This window comes from Modicisalibacter ilicicola DSM 19980 (genome assembly GCF_900128925.1).
In the GTDB taxonomy this organism is placed as follows: Bacteria; Pseudomonadota; Gammaproteobacteria; order Pseudomonadales; family Halomonadaceae; genus Modicisalibacter; species Modicisalibacter ilicicola.
This window is the reverse complement of the sequence record NZ_FQUJ01000013.1, coordinates 25,423-41,288: the sequence shown is the minus strand read 5'-3', so window position 1 is coordinate 41,288 and position 15,866 is coordinate 25,423. Positions and strand designations below refer to the sequence as shown.

17 protein-coding genes and 1 other RNA gene are annotated in these 15,866 nt (G+C 64.1%); 14 read left to right on the top strand and 4 right to left on the bottom strand.

Features of this window, described 5'->3' with window-relative positions:
• Window positions 1-6 precede the first annotated feature (6 nt).
• The 7 genes from rplM (at window position 7) to BUA41_RS13995 (ending at window position 5,058) form a co-directional block, all read left to right on the top strand.
• Window positions 7-435, top strand: coding sequence for a 50S ribosomal protein L13 (rplM, locus tag BUA41_RS14025; protein ID WP_072823956.1), 429 nt, complete (start codon window positions 7-9; stop codon window positions 433-435).
• 13 nt (window positions 436-448) lie between these two features.
• Window positions 449-838: a 30S ribosomal protein S9 gene (gene rpsI, locus BUA41_RS14020; protein ID WP_072823954.1), complete on the top strand. Its 390-nt coding sequence runs from the start codon at window positions 449-451 to the stop codon at window positions 836-838.
• A gap of 221 nt (window positions 839-1,059) precedes the next feature.
• Entirely contained in the window at window positions 1,060-1,656 is a 597-nt protein-coding gene (gene petA / locus BUA41_RS14015; protein ID WP_072823952.1) for a ubiquinol-cytochrome c reductase iron-sulfur subunit, read from the top strand.
• Window positions 1,656-2,915 (top strand): cytochrome b, encoded by a 1,260-nt coding sequence (locus BUA41_RS14010; protein ID WP_072823950.1) that lies wholly within the window; start codon window positions 1,656-1,658, stop codon window positions 2,913-2,915. The genes petA and BUA41_RS14010 overlap by 1 nt, the downstream gene beginning before the upstream one ends.
• A complete protein-coding gene (locus tag BUA41_RS14005) occupies window positions 2,915-3,688 on the top strand; it encodes a cytochrome c1 (protein WP_072823948.1) in 774 nt (257 codons plus the stop codon). The genes BUA41_RS14010 and BUA41_RS14005 overlap by 1 nt, the downstream gene beginning before the upstream one ends.
• A gap of 178 nt (window positions 3,689-3,866) precedes the next feature.
• Window positions 3,867-4,493 (top strand): stringent starvation protein SspA, encoded by a 627-nt coding sequence (gene sspA, locus BUA41_RS14000; protein WP_072823946.1) that lies wholly within the window; start codon window positions 3,867-3,869, stop codon window positions 4,491-4,493.
• Window positions 4,494-4,569: 76 nt separating this feature from the next.
• Window positions 4,570-5,058, top strand: a complete 489-nt coding sequence (locus tag BUA41_RS13995) for a ClpXP protease specificity-enhancing factor (protein WP_072823944.1) — start codon at window positions 4,570-4,572, stop codon at window positions 5,056-5,058.
• An 81-nt stretch (window positions 5,059-5,139) separates the two neighbouring features.
• Here the strand turns inward: BUA41_RS13995 and BUA41_RS13990 are convergent, their stop codons facing one another.
• Genes BUA41_RS13990 through BUA41_RS13975 form a run of 4 tightly spaced genes read right to left on the bottom strand, consistent with a single transcriptional unit; the run spans window position 5,140 to window position 8,582 of the window.
• Entirely contained in the window at window positions 5,140-5,715 is a 576-nt protein-coding gene (locus BUA41_RS13990) for a BON domain-containing protein (RefSeq protein ID WP_084671617.1), read from the bottom strand.
• Window positions 5,716-5,720: 5 nt separating this feature from the next.
• Window positions 5,721-6,314, bottom strand: a complete 594-nt coding sequence (locus BUA41_RS13985) for a phosphoheptose isomerase (RefSeq protein ID WP_072823940.1) — start codon at window positions 6,312-6,314, stop codon at window positions 5,721-5,723.
• Window positions 6,315-6,337: 23 nt separating this feature from the next.
• Window positions 6,338-6,706 carry a YraN family protein gene (locus tag BUA41_RS13980; RefSeq protein WP_072823938.1) on the bottom strand — a complete coding sequence of 123 codons (369 nt, stop codon included), beginning with the start codon at window positions 6,704-6,706 and terminating at the stop codon, window positions 6,338-6,340.
• Complete coding sequence (locus BUA41_RS13975) at window positions 6,693-8,582, bottom strand: penicillin-binding protein activator (protein ID WP_175546984.1); 1,890 nt, start codon at window positions 8,580-8,582, stop codon at window positions 6,693-6,695. The genes BUA41_RS13980 and BUA41_RS13975 overlap by 14 nt, the downstream gene beginning before the upstream one ends.
• 114 nt (window positions 8,583-8,696) lie before the next feature.
• Here BUA41_RS13975 and rsmI point away from each other — a divergent pair, with 114 nt between their 5' ends.
• The 7 genes from rsmI (at window position 8,697) to BUA41_RS13940 (ending at window position 15,858) form a co-directional block, all read left to right on the top strand.
• Entirely contained in the window at window positions 8,697-9,551 is an 855-nt protein-coding gene (gene rsmI, locus BUA41_RS13970; RefSeq protein WP_072823936.1) for a 16S rRNA (cytidine(1402)-2'-O)-methyltransferase, read from the top strand.
• A gap of 35 nt (window positions 9,552-9,586) precedes the next feature.
• An RNA gene (gene rnpB / locus BUA41_RS13965) (RNase P RNA component class A) lies at window positions 9,587-9,949 on the top strand.
• A gap of 30 nt (window positions 9,950-9,979) precedes the next feature.
• Window positions 9,980-10,939, top strand: a complete 960-nt coding sequence (rsmH, locus tag BUA41_RS13960) for a 16S rRNA (cytosine(1402)-N(4))-methyltransferase RsmH (protein WP_072823934.1) — start codon at window positions 9,980-9,982, stop codon at window positions 10,937-10,939.
• Between the two features lie 5 nt (window positions 10,940-10,944).
• Complete coding sequence (gene ftsL / locus BUA41_RS13955; protein WP_072823932.1) at window positions 10,945-11,262, top strand: cell division protein FtsL; 318 nt, start codon at window positions 10,945-10,947, stop codon at window positions 11,260-11,262.
• Window positions 11,259-12,965 carry a peptidoglycan D,D-transpeptidase FtsI family protein gene (locus BUA41_RS13950; RefSeq protein WP_072823930.1) on the top strand — a complete coding sequence of 569 codons (1,707 nt, stop codon included), beginning with the start codon at window positions 11,259-11,261 and terminating at the stop codon, window positions 12,963-12,965. Before ftsL ends, BUA41_RS13950 begins: the two co-directional genes overlap by 4 nt.
• Window positions 12,965-14,503: a UDP-N-acetylmuramoyl-L-alanyl-D-glutamate--2,6-diaminopimelate ligase gene (locus BUA41_RS13945; protein ID WP_072823928.1), complete on the top strand. Its 1,539-nt coding sequence runs from the start codon at window positions 12,965-12,967 to the stop codon at window positions 14,501-14,503. Before BUA41_RS13950 ends, BUA41_RS13945 begins: the two co-directional genes overlap by 1 nt.
• Window positions 14,500-15,858: a UDP-N-acetylmuramoyl-tripeptide--D-alanyl-D-alanine ligase gene (locus BUA41_RS13940; protein ID WP_072823926.1), complete on the top strand. Its 1,359-nt coding sequence runs from the start codon at window positions 14,500-14,502 to the stop codon at window positions 15,856-15,858. Before BUA41_RS13945 ends, BUA41_RS13940 begins: the two co-directional genes overlap by 4 nt.
• Window positions 15,859-15,866 lie beyond the last annotated feature (8 nt).

Genomic DNA, 15,866 nt, shown 5'->3' with positions numbered 1-15,866 from the left:
GAATCCATGAAGACGTTCAGTGCTAAGCCGCAGTCCGTCCAGCGCGACTGGTATGTCGTCGATGCCGCGGACAAGACGCTCGGTCGTCTGGCTACCGAAATTGCTCGCCGCCTGCGTGGCAAGCACAAGCCGGAATACACCCCGCATGTCGATACCGGGGATTACATCGTCGTGATCAATGCCGAGAAGGTTCGTGTGACGGGCAACAAGGCACAGGCCAAGACGTACTACCGTCATACCGGCTACCCGGGTGGCCTGCGCTCGATGTCCTTCGAGAAGATGATCGACCACGCGCCGGAGCGTGTCATCGAGTTCGCCGTCAAGGGCATGCTGCCCAAGGGCCCGCTGGGTCGTGCCATGTATTCCAAGCTCAAGGTCTATGCTGGCAATCAGCACCCGCACGCCGCTCAGCAGCCTCAAGAACTGAACCTCTAAGGGATATTACGTCATGTCACAGCAGTACTATGGTACCGGGCGCCGTAAAACCTCCACTGCCCGCGTGTTCCTCAAGCCGGGAACCGGCAAGATCACCGTCAACAACCGCGAACTGGCCGATTACTTCGGTCGCGTCACGGCCCAGATGGTCGTCCGTCAGCCGATGGAGCTGACCCAGACCGGTGAGCAGTTCGACGCCTACATCACCGTCAGCGGCGGTGGCGGTTCCGCTCAGGCCGGCGCCATTCGCCATGGCATCACTCGGGCGTTGATCAACTACAACGAAGAGTTCCGCAAGCCGTTGCGTGAAGCAGGTTACGTCACTCGCGATGCTCGCGAGGTGGAGCGCAAGAAAGTGGGCCTGCGCAAGGCGCGCCGTCGTCCTCAGTTCTCCAAGCGCTAACGGGCATCGACCCAGGTGCGACAAAAACGCTCAGCCTCGCAAGGTTGGGCGTTTTTTTATGTTTTTCAGTACGTTAAATATGCATTAAGCGTCATGTAAATGAGCTCCAGCTTGTGTTGTCGGGTGGCTTTTTTTACCATGGCGACATTTTGTGACTAGTACGCCGCGAGGTTGCTTTTTTCGTGGTGGATAGCAGGTGAGTTGATGGGAGAAACCATAAGATGGCAGATAGCGGCGTAAACAAAGGGCGACGCCGTTTCCTCATCGGTGCGACCAGCGTGGTGGGTGCGGTCGGTACCGTAGGGGTAGCGGTTCCCTTTCTGGCGTCTTGGCAACCCAGTGCCAGGGCGAGGGCAGCAGGGGCCCCGGTCGAGGTCGACGTGTCCAAGCTAGAGCCGGGACAACAGATGACGGTCGAGTGGCGGGGCAAGCCCGTATGGTTGGCGCGACGCGATGAGGCTGCGATCGAACGTATCAAGGCGATCGAGCCCTCCGAGCTGCGCGATCCCAATTCCGAGGTGCCTCAGCAACCCGAGTACGTGGACCCTGTGCTGCGGTCGATCAAGCCCGAGTACATCGTGCTGATCGGTATCTGTACCCACCTCGGCTGCGTACCTTCCTATAGACCCGAGCCCGGGGCTGCGGACATGGGGGGCGACTGGCCGGGTGGCTACTTCTGCCCGTGTCACGGCTCCTCCTTCGATCTAGCCGGGCGCGTATTCACCGGCGTGCCGGCACCCACCAATCTCGTGGTGCCGCCCTATCGTTACGAAGCCGATCAGGTCATCGTGGTCGGCGAAGATCAGGAGGCGAGCTGATGGCTAACCCAAACAAGGCCAAGGCCGAAAGCGGCTTCATGCGCTGGGTGGATGATCGTTTTCCTGCCACCCAGATGTGGAAGGAGCATCTCGCCGAGTACTACGCGCCCAAGAACTTCAACTTCTGGTACTTCTTCGGCTCCCTGGCGATGCTGGTGCTGGTCAACCAGATCCTCACCGGGGTCTGGCTGACCATGAGCTACAACCCGACCGCCGAAGGGGCCTTTGCCTCTATCGAATACATCATGCGCGATGTGGAATACGGCTGGCTCATACGCTATCTGCATTCCACCGGGGCCACGGCGTTCTTCGTGGTGGTCTACCTGCACATGTTCCGCGGCATGATGTACGGCTCCTACAAGGCGCCGCGCGAGCTGATCTGGGTGTTCGGCATGTGCATCTACCTGGCGCTGATGGCCGAGGCCTTCATGGGCTATCTGCTGCCCTGGGGCCAGATGTCCTACTGGGGCGCTCAGGTGATCATCTCGCTGTTCTCGGCGATTCCGGTGATCGGCGACGATCTGACCCAGTGGATTCGTGGCGACTACCTGATCTCCGGCATCACCCTGAACCGCTTCTTCGCCCTGCACGTGGTGGCGTTGCCGATCGTCATCCTGGGGCTGGTGGTGCTGCACATCATCGCGCTGCACGAGGTGGGGTCCAACAACCCCGACGGTATCGAGATCAAGGACAAGAAGGACGAGACCGGCAAGCCGCTCGACGGCATTCCGTTCCACCCTTATTACACTGTCAAGGACATCGTCGGCGTCGCCGTCTTCCTGTTCGTGTTCGCCGCCGTGGTCTTCTACTTCCCGGAAGGGGGCGGATATTTCCTGGAAAAACCTAATTTCCAGCCCTCCGACCCGCTCGTGACGCCTGAGCATATCGCACCGGTCTGGTACTTCACGCCGTTCTACGCGATCCTGCGGGCGATCACCTTCTCGCTGTTCGGCCTCGACTCGAAGTTCTGGGGGGTGATCATGATGGGGGCGTCCATCGCCATCCTGTTCGTGCTGCCCTGGCTCGACCGCAGCCCGGTACGCTCGATGCGCTACAAGGGCTGGATCTCGCGCATCATGCTGGTCCTGTTCGCCATCAGCTTCATCATACTGGGGTATCTGGGTACCCAGCCGGTATCCCCGGGGCGCACGCTGCTCGCTCAGGTCTGCACGATCATCTACTTCGCCTACTTCGTGCTGATGCCGATCTATACCCGGTTCGAGAAAACCAAACCCCTACCGGAAAGGGTGACTGGCTAATGAAAAAGCAACTATGTGCACTGCTCTTCGCGCTGGTACCGCTTGCCGCGCTGGGGGCCGGTGGAGAAAACGTCAATCTCGACGAGATGAATCCCGACCTGCAGGACAAGGCGTCGCTGCAGAACGGCATGAAGCTCTTCACCAACTACTGCATGGGCTGTCACTCTCTCGAGTATCAGCGCTACAGCCGGGCGGCGGAGGACCTGGACATCCCCCAGGAGCTGGTCGAGGAGCATCTCATCTTCGACGAGAACCTGGCCTTCAATGACCAGATGCGTATCGCCATGAGCGCCGAGGATGGCGAGGGCTGGTTCGGCGCGCCGCCGCCGGACCTGACCCTGGAAGCACGCTTGCGCGGTACCGACTGGATCTATACCTACCTGCGTGGCTTCTACAAGGACCCGGAGCGCCCCTGGGGCGTCAACAACACGGTCTTTCCGCTGGTAGGCATGCCCAACGTGCTGGAGCCGCTGCAAGGCACTCAGGAAATGGTATGTGCGCGAACGGAAGATGCTTCGGCTCCGGATGCCAAGCTCGATCCCCTGTCCGGGCTGTACGAGTCCTGTCATGTGCTGCAGGTGACCGAACCAGGCCGGATGGAGCCCGAGGAATTCGACCAGGCGATGTGGGATCTGACCAACTTCCTGGCCTATGTCGGCGAGCCTTCCAAGCTGCAGGCGCAGTCGCTGGGGCCCAAGGTGTTGATCTTCATCTTCATCTTCGGCGTGATCGCCTATTTCCTGAAGCGTGAATTCTGGCGCGACATTCACTGAGGTGTCGTGAAGCCTGTCGTGAAGGCGTGTGGCCGTCGAGGTCACGCGCCTTCCTGCGTCTGATGGCGGTCAAGCTCGAGTCTGAGAAGCTTGATGCCGACGATTCGGTTCTCTCGGACCCCGGGCCTGGCGTGACGTGTTATCATCCCGGCAATGAATCAATGCGAGGAAGTGTTTCATGGGTGTAGTGGCCAAACGGTCATCGATGACCTTCTATTCCGGTAATGACGACCATTACAGTCATCGCGTGAGAATCGTGCTGGCAGAGAAGGGCGTTGCCGTGGACATCGTCGATGTTCCCGAAGATAGCCGACCAGCCGAACTGGCGGACCTCAACCCCTACAACAGCGTGCCGACGCTGCTGGATCGTGAGCTGGTGCTCTACGAATCCAAGGTGATGATGGAGTATCTGGACGAGCGTTTCCCGCATCCGCCATTGCTGCCCGTATATCCCGTCGCCCGGGCCCAGAGTCGGCTATGGATGCATCGTATCGAGCGCGAATGGTGCCCCCTGGTCGAGGAAGTGCTGACCGGAAACAAGAAGGATGCCGAGAGGGCACGCAAGGAGTTGCGTGAAAGCCTGGTGGGCATCTCGCCGATCTTCGATGACATGGCCTTCTTCATGAGCGAGGAGTTTTCGCTGGTCGACTGCTGCATCGCCCCGATTCTCTGGAGGTTGCCGGCCCTGGGCATCGAACTTCCCGAGAAGCAGGTAAAGCCGCTGGTAGGCTACATGGAGCGCCTGTTCGCCCGTGACGCTTTCAAGGCCTCATTGACCGAGGCCGAACGCGAGATGCGTACCTGACATCTGTCGCCCGATCCGTTCGCCGTTCCCGTGAACGGCGTGCCCCGGACATGCACGCAAACCAAGGGGGCTCATCATGCTGTCCAGCCGTCCTTATCTAGCCAGAGCCCTTTACGAATGGCTCCTGGACAACGAACAGACACCCTACATCGTCGTCGATGCCGAGCGCGAGGGCGTCCGGGTGCCAGAACGATTCATCCAGAATGGCCAGATCGTGCTCAATATCGCACCCACTGCGGTGCGCGAGTTGATGATCGCCAACGATGCCATTACCTTCAACGCCAGTTTCGCGGGACAGCCGATGCAGGTTGTCGTGCCCGGGGAGGCATTGATTGCGCTCTATGCGCGCGAGAATGGCGTGGGGATGGTGTTCGGTCACGAGCCGGTGATGCCGGACTACCGCGAATCGGCCACCCCGGAAGAGGCTGGAGAGGGGGGTGAACGCCCCGTTCTCGAAAGCGTGGATGGCAATGCCGATACCTCCGAGGCCGATGCCTCCGAGGAGGAGGGCAAGAGTGGGAAGGCATCGAACAAGGGGCGTCCCTCGCTGCGCGTCATCAAGTAGAGGCGCCACCGCCCCGAGAAATGGGACCAAGAAAAAACGGATGATCCGAATCATCCGTTTTTTTCTGCTTCGGTCTGGACGTCAATCGAGATATTCGAAGATCTTGATGATGCGCTGTACGCCACCCACGCCCGATACGATATCGACCACCTGCTGCGCTTCCTGCCGGGTCACCATGCCCATCAGGTAGATGGTGGCGTTCTCGGCGATGACCTCCACGTGTCGCGAATCGACATTCTCGCTTGCCGCCAGCTCGGTCTGGATGCGTGTTTCCAGCCAGTTGTCGGTCATGCGCTGTCCCAGGGGAAGGTTGGCCGCCACGGTCAGTTCGTTGTGCACCTGGCGCACCTGCCGGGTGTTGCGTGCTATCTCGCCCGCCTTGTCCTTGAGCTCCTGGCTGGGTACCTGGCCAAACAGCAGCACGGCGCCATTATAGCTGTTGACGCCGATTCGCGCGTCGCTGAGCCGGGCATCCGTCTGCTCCATGGCATCCTGGATCTTGCCCTCGATGTTGTCGTCCTCGACTTTCTGACCCGCAGTGCGAGCTGCGTAATCCTCGCCCTCGGGTGCCGGGGTCGTGGCATTGTTGAGAATCGTGCATCCGCCGAGGGCCAGGGCGAAGGAGAGCAGGGCTGGGGTCCATAGTGCTTTCTTCATCGTCATCACTCGTTGCTGCCAAAAAGCTGTTCGTCGATCAGGTCACACAGGCAGTGAATCACCAGCAAGTGGACCTCCTGAATACGCGCCGTCGAAGTGGCCGGCACGCGAATCTCGCAATCGTCCTGGCCCAGCAGGGAAGCCATGTCGCCGCCATCTCGGCCGGTCAGCGCGATGACCGCCATGTCCCGATCATGAGCCGCCTGGATCGCCTGGATCACATTGGCCGAGTTGCCGCTGGTGGAGATTGCCAGCAGGATGTCGCCCGGCTGTCCCAGGGCGCGTATCTGCTTTGAAAATACATCATTGTAGCTGTAGTCGTTGGCGATGGAGGTCAACGTCGAGGTGTCGGTGGTCAACGCCAGGGCCGGCAGGCTAGGCCGCTCCCGTTCGAAGCGGTTGAGCAGCTCCGAGGAGAAGTGCTGGCTGTCCCCGGCGCTGCCGCCATTGCCGCAGGCCAGGATCTTGCCTTCGTTGACCAGGCACTGAACCATCATCTGGCTGGCGACTTCGATAAACGGGGGCAGCACTTCGCTGGCGTAGGTCTTGGTATCGATGCTGGCGTTGAAGTGGCCAAGAATGCGCGATTGAAAATCCATGGTGATCCAGGGTCCAGTGGCGGTCAGAACGCATCGAAGGCGGCGCGTACCCAGGTGAACTCCAGCTCGGGCGGAGTACCGACGACACCCACCACGTCGAAGCGGCATGCACATGATAGCCCGTTGCGCAGCAGATAAAAACGCGCCGCCCGGATCAGACGTCGCTGCTTGGCGAGATTGACGGTCTCCAGCGGGTGGCCGTGGCGCGTGTCGGCTCGATGGCGCACTTCGATGAAGACCAGCGTGTCGGCATCACGCATGACCAGGTCGATCTCGCCACCCTTGGCGTGCTGGTTGCGATCGACGAATGTCAGACCACGGGCCTGCAACCAGTCCGCCGTGGTCCGTTCGATCGCCTCGCCTCGGCGCCTGGCGCCGCTACCGAGTTTCATCGGCAGGTGCCAGTTCCGTGCCTTGCACGCTATCAGAAGGAGCGCGGTTGGTTCTCTGCGCCTCATCGGAAGGTGCCACGCCCATCGTTCGAGCGTCATCGTCAGGCGACGAGCGCGGAATGTTGTAGAGCGGAGGCTGGGGTACGCCGTTGACGAAGCGTGCCCAGGGCAGCTCGCGGTGGAAGCGCCGATCCGCGCCCGCGCTCAGCGTACCGGTCGCACCATACAGTTCGCTGCTGGGCAGGGTATTGAAGAGCGGCAACTTGCGACCCAGCTCGTAGGCATCGACGCCCATGGCGTTGAGCTTGAACAGGGCAGGTTCGTTTTTATCGTTCAGCTCCCTGTAGCTGTCGGAATAGGGCAGGGCATCGGTCCCGCCGACCGCGGCGTCGGGTATCAGCCAGGGGATCTCGATGAACGAGACGTCATCGAGATCATGGTCGGCGCGGGGTTGCAGGCGTCCCTCGAAAAGGTGCGAGGTGGCGTAGATGGGAAGATCGCCGGCGTAGAAGAACTCCAGGGTCGGCGGTACCTGGCGAGCGTAATTGGGCAGGGCGAGCAGGAACAGCATGTCCATCTCGCGCTGGGCGCGCTCATCCACCACGGCGAGCAGGGGACGCACCGCGTTGGCCACGGTCCCCTCCGGGTCGTAGTGGATGATGCTGGCGAAGCTGCCCCCCTGTTCCTGCCAGGTCTGGCGGAAGGCTTCGGCCACACGCCGGCCCCAGGGGTTGTCCGGGACCAGCATTCCGGCATCGCGGTGGCCGTCCAGCCAGGCGCGTCGGGCCACCTGGCGCGCCTCGTCCTCGGCCGACAGGCCGTACTGGAACAGGTCGTCGGCGTGGTTCTCCTCGGCGGTGCCGTAATTGAGCGCCAGGGTGGGCAGGGGCACCTCGTTGCGCAGCTCCAGTCGCGACACCGTGTCCTTGTCCAGCGGGCCGACGACCACTTGGGCGCCCGCCATGGCGGCCCGGGCATAGAGCGTTTCCAGGCTGTCGCTGCGGGTATCGTAGAAGCTCAGCTGCGGCGTCTGCTCGCCCTGATCCAGAGCGTTCATGTGGCGTGTCTCCATGCCCTGACGGATCGCCTCGGCGACATTGGCCAGGGGGCCCGACTGGGGCAGAAACACGGCGATATGGCGTACGTCCTGCCCGCGCAGCTCACGCAGGGCACGAAGATCACCGGGCAGGCGTCTGGCCGCCGGATGATCCGGGTAGTCGTTGCGCCATTCGTCGATGCGGGTGAAGAGTCGCGCGACATCGCTGCCGTTGCGGCGCTGCAGCTCGATCAGCGCTACCCAGCCCTGGGTGAGGCGATCCGGATTCCTGGCCAGTCGGTCGAGGGAGGGGCCGCGCAGGCGTGTCAGCTGGCGCCAGATGTCATCGTTGAGATCGAAGGGCGCACCCGCCTGCTGCAGCTCGATCAGCATCTCGGCGGCGCTCAGAGGCTGCCCTACCAGGCCCAGGGCCAAGCCGCGACGGTATTTCAAGGTCTGGGCGTCGTCCGGCGGGATCGGCACATCGTATTCCAGCAGCGAGGTCGCCTTTATCACGCTGCGACCATCCTCCTGTTCGAGGCCAAGGTAGGAGAGCAGCAGTGCCCACTGGATGCGCTCATCCGTCGGCAGCGCAGTCGAGTCGATGCCGAACGCGACCTGGAGTGCCTGCGCCTGGTCTCCACGCCGTGCTAGGATGTCGGCGGCTCTCAGGCGGGTCAGCGCGGCTTCCTGGCCTCCTTGCCGTTCGGCCTGGCTGAGCAGTTCGGCAGGTTCGCTGCTCGCGCGTGGGCCCTCGATCACTTCCTGCTGCCCGGCGCAGCCGACCATCAAGAGCGACAACAGGCTGGCGCCCAGGAGCCGTCGCAGTGATTTGTCCATTATTTCCGGTTCCTCGTCTGTACGGAATTCGATCCGCTGATGCGGGTTGCAGCCTACCGGGGAACATGCCCATCAACGAGCGCCAACGACAACGTCCAACTTCGGGATTGACCCATGACTGCACCTGGTAACGGCACATTGTACGTGGTGGCCACGCCGATTGGTAACCTTGCCGATCTCTCGCCGCGAGCCGCCGAGGTGCTGGGCAGTGTCGCGCTGATCGCCGCCGAAGATACCCGCCACTCGGCACGACTGCTACGCCGTCTGGGGATCGAGAAGCGCCTGCTGTCGTTGCACGAGCACAATGAGGGGGGGCGAATCGATCAGATTGCCGCCCGCCTGGAACAAGGCGACGATGTCGCCTTGATCAGCGACGCCGGCACGCCGCTGATCTCCGATCCCGGCTTCCTGCTGGTGAGGGCCCTGCGCGAGCGTGGTGCGCGTATCGTGCCGATTCCCGGCCCCTGTGCCCTGGTCGCTGCGCTGTCGGCTGCCGGTCTGCCCACGGACCGCTTCCTGTTTGCCGGGTTCCTGCCGGCCAAGGAGGGGGCACGTCGCACGCGCATCGGCGAGCTTGGCGCCCGCGAGGAGACCCTGGTGTTCTATGAATCCCCGCATCGCATTCGCGCTACCCTGGCGGCGCTGGGTGAGCTTTTGGGCGCGCGCCGGCTGGTGGTGGCGCGGGAGCTGACCAAGACCTTCGAGACCTTTCTCGATGGCAGTGCGGAAACATTGCTGGCGTGCATGGAGGATGACCCGGATCAGGCTCGGGGCGAGTTCGTGGTCATGGTGGCCGGGGCCCCGGCGCAGGCTGGCGAGAGTACCACGCTGGAGGCCCGATCCCTGTTGAATGCCCTGCTCGAGGAGGGTGTGGGGGTCAAGCAGGCGGCCGCGATCGCTGCCCGCCTTCTCGGGGGACGCAAGAAAGTGTGGTACGAGCAGGCCCTGTCGCTCAGGGACGACGGTTGAGGGGGGCTCCTGGCGCTGCTATTCTTGCCGGCTTGGAAGTTGGCCAGGCAGTCGCCGCCGGCGCTCGTTCAGACGAGTGCCGGGGGAGGAAAGTCCGGGCTCCATAGGGCAGGGTGCCAGGTAACGCCTGGGCGGCGCGAGCCGACGGAAAGTGCAGCAGAGAGCAGACCGCCCAAGCAGCGCAAGCTGCCGGCAAGGGTGAAAGGGTGCGGTAAGAGCGCACCGCGCGCCTGGTAACAGTGCGTGGCAAGGTAAACCCCACCCGGAGCAAGACCGAATAGGCCCCCGATGCTGTGGCCCGCAGCGGGGGCGGGTAGGTCGCTTGAGCCCAGTGGTGACGCTGGGCCTAGATGAATGATTGTCCGCGACAGAACCCGGCTTATCGGCCAACTTCCATTCCTACATTTCATCGCCCTTTCGAGAACCGCATGCCCCATCGCGTAGATGCCTCGCACGTGCCCGCCGACTATCGCCATGCCAGTGTGCTGCTCGACGGGGCCATCGACGCATTGATTCACGATCCCGAGGGGGTGTATCTGGATGGCACCTTCGGTCGCGGCGGCCATTCCCGGGCCATTCTCGCCCGCTTGAACCCCCGGGGGCGCCTGCTGGCCATCGACCGTGATCCCCAGGCGCTGGCCGAGGCTCGGGCCATGGAGGATCAACGTTTTTCCATTCATGCCGATACCTTCGGTCATCTGGGTGATATCGCCAGAGCGCAGGGCGTGCACGGTCGGTTGGCGGGGGTTCTGCTGGATATCGGTGTCTCCTCGCCGCAACTCGACGACCCCGAGCGCGGCTTCAGCTTTCTGCGCGATGGCCCGCTGGACATGCGCATGGACCCCGGCAGCGGCGAGAGTGCCGCCCAGTGGCTCAGCCATGCCAGCGAGAGCGACATCGCCTGGGTCTTCAAGACCTACGGGGAAGAGCGCTTTGCCAGACGCATGGCCCGTGCCATCGTCGAACGGCGGCGTCAGGCGCCCATCACCCGTACCGGTGACCTGGCGGAACTGCTCAAGGCGGCTCACCCGGCCTGGGAGAAGGGGCGGCATCCGGCGACGCGTGCCTTCCAGGCCCTGCGCATCCATGTCAACCGGGAACTCGAGGAGCTCGATGCGGCCCTGGAGGCAGCGCTCGAGGCGCTGGCGCCGGGAGGGCATCTGGTGGTGATCAGCTTCCACTCCCTGGAGGATCGTCGGGTCAAGCGATTCATTCGCCACCACGTGAGGGGCGATACCCATCTGCCTCGGGGCATGCCACTGCGCGAAGATCAACTCGAGCGCCGCCTGGAGACGCTGGGCAAGGCCCGGCGACCGGGCGAAGAGGAGGTGCTGCGCAATCCACGAGCCCGCAGTGCAGTCATGCGAGCAGCACGCAAGATCGACTGAAGGCCATGGTTCAGACTCCGACACACACCTCATCGAACTGGGCGAAGCGGCTGTTGGGCTGGCGGCAGCTGCTGGTCGTCGTGCTGACTGGGCTCGTACTGGCCAGTGCCCTGGCGGTGATCACCAGTGCGCATTTGACGCGGGTGCAATACGCCCGCCTGCAGCAACTGGAAAGCGAGAAGGACAGGTTGCAGACCGAATGGGGGCAGTTGCTGCTGGAGGAGAGTACCTGGTCGGCGCCGTCACGCATCGAACGCCTGGCCAGTGAGCGTCTGGACATGCGGGTGCCCGAGCTGGACGAAATCAGGGTGATTCGCCGATGAGCACGCCGCAGGGGGACATGCCATCCCGGGCCCAGACGGCGCCACTGGGCAGTGGACGCTACCGGTTCATGGTCTTTCTGGTGCTGGTGGCCTTGACGGCCCTGGTGGGGCGTATCGTCGATCTGCATGTGATCGACCGACTGTTCCTGCAGGGCCAGGGTGATGCTCGCACCCTGCGTGTCGAGACCATCGATGCGCATCGCGGCATGATCACGGGGCGGCATGGCGATCCCCTGGCGATCTCCACCCCGGTGGTCAGCCTCTGGGCGAATCCCCAGGAGCTGCCTGAAGACGGTGTTCAGCGCATGCTGCTCGCCAAGGCCCTGGACATGAGCCCGGAGAAACTCGACGAGCGCATCGAGCGCTACGCCGATCGTGAATTCATGTACCTGCGCCGTCGCATGACACCCGATGATGCCCAGCCGGTGCTGGCCCTGAAGGTCCCGGGGGTCTACGAGCAGCACGAGTACAAGCGCTATTACCCGTCGGGAGAGGTGGCGGCGCAACTGGTCGGCGTGACCAACGTCGATGACCGCGGTCAGGAAGGGATCGAGCTGGCCTACAACGGCTTCCTCGCCGGACAGCCGGGCAAGCGCCGAGTGATCAAGGATCGCAAGGGGCGCCTGGTGCGTGACCTGCACCTGATCAAGGAGGCCAAGCCCGGCGGCAACCTCACCCTGGCGGTGGACCTGCGGCTCCAGTACATGGCCTATCGCGAACTCAAGGCCGTGGTGGACGAGCACGACGCCGATGGCGGCACCCTGGTGATGATGGATGCGCGCAGCGGCGAAGTGCTGGCGATGACCAACCTGCCGTCCTACAACCCCAACAATCGTGCCGAGATCGATACCAATGGCCTGCGCAACCAGGCCGTCACCGACACCTTCGAACCCGGATCGGTGATGAAACCCCTGGCCATGTCGGCGGCGCTGGAAACCGCGCAGTTCACTCCCCAGCGGGTGATCGATACCGCGCCTGGCTACATGCGCCTGGACAATTACACCATTCGCGACTTCCGCAACTACGAAGAGCTGTCCTTGGCCGGGATTCTGCTGCACTCCTCCAACGTCGGCATGTCGCGGGTTGCCCTGCAACTGCCCGAGGACGCCATCTGGAACCGCTATCATGATCTCGGCCTGGGGCAGGCGCCAGGGACCGGCTTTCCCGGAGAAGCGACGGGCAGCCTGCCGACGCCGTTCGGCTGGTCGGACAGCAAGCGCGCCTCCATGTCCTACGGCTACGGCATCGCGGTCTCCGCGATGCAACTGGCCAGCGCCTACACGGCGATCGCCAACGACGGCAAGCGGCTACCGCCGGCCCTGCTCAAGCAGCCCGATCCACCCGAGGGCCAGCAGGTCATGTCGCCGCAGGTCGCCAATGACCTGTTGCAGATGCTCGAGGCCATCGTGCAACCCGGCGCCGGTGGTTCCCGGGCGGCGGTGCCCGGCTATCGCGTCGCCGGCAAGACCGGGACCGTGCGCAAGGTCACTCGGAGCGGTTATCAGCAGTCCGCCTACCGATCGCTGTTCGCCGGTATCGCGCCGGTATCCGATCCACGCATCGTGACCGTGGTGATGGTGGACAATCCCAAGAAGGGCGACTATTACGGAGGTCTGGTGGCAGCGCCGGTGTTCAGCCGCGTAGTGGGCAAGGCGCTGCGCCTGCTCGATGTTCTTCCCGACAAGCAGGAGGCGATGGAGTGATGCAGATCACCATGGAGCGGCTGACGGCGACCCTGGCCACGCTCTGGCCGGATATACGTTTGCCGGCCTCGCTGGACATGCCGTCCGGCCAGGAACTTGCCCTTTCTCGGGACAGCCGCGACATCGCCACGAGTCCTCATCCTGCCGTGTTCATCGCCGTAGCCGGTGTGCACGTCGATGGCCGCCGGTTCATCGACCAGGCGCTCGCGGATGGTGCCGAGCTGGTGCTGGCCGATGCGCCATCGCCGTTCGAGGTGCACCATGCGAACCGTGATCGGGTGCTGTCGTTGCCGGGCCTGAACCACGCCCTGGGAGAACTGGGTCGCCTGCTGTTCGAGGTGCCGAGTGGCCTCGAGCTGATCGGGGTGACGGGCACCAATGGCAAGAGTTCCGTGACCCACTATATCGCGGCACTTTCCGAGACGCTGGGAGACCCCGCCGGGGTGATCGGTACCCTGGGCTGGGGCAGGGCGGGGCAGCTGATCGACAGTGGCCAGACCACACCGGGGCCGCTGGAGTTGCAGGCGGCACTGGGCAGCATGGCGAGAGAGGGCGTCAAGCGGGTGGCCGCCGAGGTCTCTTCCCACGCCCTGGAGCAGGAGCGTCTCCTGGGCTGCCGGGTCACGGTGGCCGTCTTCACCAATCTCTCTCGCGATCATCTCGACTACCACGCCAGCATGGCGGCCTACGCCGCCGCCAAGGCACGGCTGTTCAAGCGCCGTGAGCTCAAGCTCGCCGTGGTCAACGGGGACGACTCGCTGGCCCGGCTGATGCTCGCCGGGCTGCCGCATGGCGTTCGCGTGCTGGCCTGCGGCGAGCAGGAGGCGACGACGTTTCGCGTGCTCGACTGGCAGCCCCATGCGACGGGCCAGCGGGTGCTGATCGCCACCCCCGACGGGGAGCGAGCCTTGGAAATGGCTCTCATGGGGCGCTTTAATCTCGACAACGTGCTGCTGGCCATGGCGGTACTCTATGGGCTGGGTGAAGATCTGGACGCCCTCTGCGAGGCCGCCTCAGGGCTTTCGCCGGTCACCGGTCGCATGCAACGCGTCAGCCACCCCGGCGCGCCCACGGTGGTGGTGGACTATGCCCACACCCCGGACGCGCTGGGCAACGCCCTCGACGCCCTGCGTGCCCACCTGCCAGGCGACCGCTCCGCTGGCGAAGGCGCGAAGCTGTGGTGCGTCTTCGGGTGTGGCGGCGACCGCGACAGCGGCAAGCGTCCGCTGATGGGCGAGGCGGCGGCCCTGGCGGATCGCCTGGTGATCACCGATGACAACCCGCGAGGCGAGAACCCGGCGACGATCCGCCAGCAGATTCTCGATGGCGTGCCGGTGGCGGCTCGCGACCGGGTCTGGTGCATCGAGGGGCGCGGCAACGCCATCGACAAGGCGATTGCCGAGGCAGAAGAAGACGACGTCATCCTCATCGCCGGCAAGGGACACGAGACCTATCAGGAAATAGAAGGACAACGCATGCCCTTTTCCGATCAGGCCCGGGCCGAGGCGGCGCTGGACAAGCGCGGAGGCCCGGCATGAAGGGTTGCGGCCTGGAAGATATCGCCGCGATCGCTGCTGCGCTGGGCACGGCCTGGGCGGGCGAGAATCACGTCGTGAACGGGATCGTGACCGACACCCGTGCCGTGCAGCCCGGCGACGTCTTCCTGGCACTGGCCGGCGAACGCTTCGATGCCCACGAATTTCTCGCCGAGGCTCGCCGGGCAGGCGCCCTGGCTGCCATCGTCTCGCGGCCTGTCGATGACCCCCTGCCCCAGCTGCGGGTGGCCGACACGCGCCTGGCGCTGGGGCTTCTGGGCCAGGCCCGACGACTCGCCTGGGGTGGCCCGCTGGTTGCCGTGACCGGCAATAGCGGCAAGACCACGGTCAAGGAGATGCTGGCGGCACTGCTGGGGAGGCGTGGCGCCACCCTGGCGACCGTCGGCAATCTCAACAACGACATCGGCGCGCCGCTGACCCTCTTGCGCCTCGACGGCGAGCATCGCCAGGCGGTGGTGGAACTGGGGGCGAACCACCTGGGGGAGATTGCCTGGACGGCGTCCTTGGCCAGACCCCAGGTCGCCGTGATCACCAATGTCACCGGCGCCCATGTCGGCGAGTTCGGTGGCATGGGGCAGATCGCTCAGGCCAAGGCCGAGATCCTCGCCGGCCTGGATGCCGATGGCGTGGCGGTACTCAATCGCGACGATGCCTTCTACCCGTTCTGGCACCGGCTGGCCGGAACGCGGGAGATCCTCGATTTCGGCGTTACCAGCCAGGCGCGGATCCATTGCGTTGATTTGGCCGATGACAAAAACGGGCGTTATTCTTTCACCCTCGTGCAGGATGGTGTCGCCCTGGGACGTGTCCGCCTGGCGCTGCTCGGGCTGCACAACGTGCGCAATGCCCTGGCCGCCGCCGCGGCGGCACTGGCCCTGGGGCTTCCGGCCGATGACGTGATCGCGGGCCTCGATGAACTCGAGGCCATGCCTGGGCGAATGGCGCCGCTGAGAGGGATTCGCGGCTGCCGTCTGCTCGACGATACCTACAACGCCAACCCGGGGGCGATGAAGGCGGCGCTGGAGGTGCTGGCGCAGATGCCCGCCCCGCGCTGGTGCTTTCTCGGGGCCATGGGCGAACTGGGCAAGGCTTCCGACGAATTGCACGAGGATGTCGGGCATCATGCCCGACGCCTGGGCATCGACTTTCTCGGCACCCTCGGAGCCGCCGCAGAGCCTGCGGCACGCGCCTATGGCGAGCCCGGGTGTCATTTCGCGAATTGGGAGGCGCTGCTGCGCCATGCCCAGAACCAACTGCCGTCAGGGGCCAGCGTGCTGGTCAAGGGCTCGCGCAGTGCCGGCATGGAACGACTGATCGCCGCGCTGCGCGCAGATTAACCAAGGTG

Coding starts and splice junctions, on each gene's coding strand:
- rplM (WP_072823956.1), top strand. CDS start 7: ATGAAGACGTTCAGTGCTAAGCCGCAGTCCGTCCAGCGCGACTGGTAT.
- rpsI (WP_072823954.1), top strand. CDS start 449: ATGTCACAGCAGTACTATGGTACCGGGCGCCGTAAAACCTCCACTGCC.
- petA (WP_072823952.1), top strand. CDS start 1,060: ATGGCAGATAGCGGCGTAAACAAAGGGCGACGCCGTTTCCTCATCGGT.
- BUA41_RS14010 (WP_072823950.1), top strand. CDS start 1,656: ATGGCTAACCCAAACAAGGCCAAGGCCGAAAGCGGCTTCATGCGCTGG.
- BUA41_RS14005 (WP_072823948.1), top strand. CDS start 2,915: ATGAAAAAGCAACTATGTGCACTGCTCTTCGCGCTGGTACCGCTTGCC.
- sspA (WP_072823946.1), top strand. CDS start 3,867: ATGGGTGTAGTGGCCAAACGGTCATCGATGACCTTCTATTCCGGTAAT.
- BUA41_RS13995 (WP_072823944.1), top strand. CDS start 4,570: ATGCTGTCCAGCCGTCCTTATCTAGCCAGAGCCCTTTACGAATGGCTC.
- BUA41_RS13990 (WP_084671617.1), bottom strand. CDS start 5,715: ATGAAGAAAGCACTATGGACCCCAGCCCTGCTCTCCTTCGCCCTGGCC.
- BUA41_RS13985 (WP_072823940.1), bottom strand. CDS start 6,314: ATGGATTTTCAATCGCGCATTCTTGGCCACTTCAACGCCAGCATCGAT.
- BUA41_RS13980 (WP_072823938.1), bottom strand. CDS start 6,706: ATGAAACTCGGTAGCGGCGCCAGGCGCCGAGGCGAGGCGATCGAACGG.
- BUA41_RS13975 (WP_175546984.1), bottom strand. CDS start 8,582: ATGGACAAATCACTGCGACGGCTCCTGGGCGCCAGCCTGTTGTCGCTC.
- rsmI (WP_072823936.1), top strand. CDS start 8,697: ATGACTGCACCTGGTAACGGCACATTGTACGTGGTGGCCACGCCGATT.
- rsmH (WP_072823934.1), top strand. CDS start 9,980: ATGCCCCATCGCGTAGATGCCTCGCACGTGCCCGCCGACTATCGCCAT.
- ftsL (WP_072823932.1), top strand. CDS start 10,945: ATGGTTCAGACTCCGACACACACCTCATCGAACTGGGCGAAGCGGCTG.
- BUA41_RS13950 (WP_072823930.1), top strand. CDS start 11,259: ATGAGCACGCCGCAGGGGGACATGCCATCCCGGGCCCAGACGGCGCCA.
- BUA41_RS13945 (WP_072823928.1), top strand. CDS start 12,965: ATGCAGATCACCATGGAGCGGCTGACGGCGACCCTGGCCACGCTCTGG.
- BUA41_RS13940 (WP_072823926.1), top strand. CDS start 14,500: ATGAAGGGTTGCGGCCTGGAAGATATCGCCGCGATCGCTGCTGCGCTG.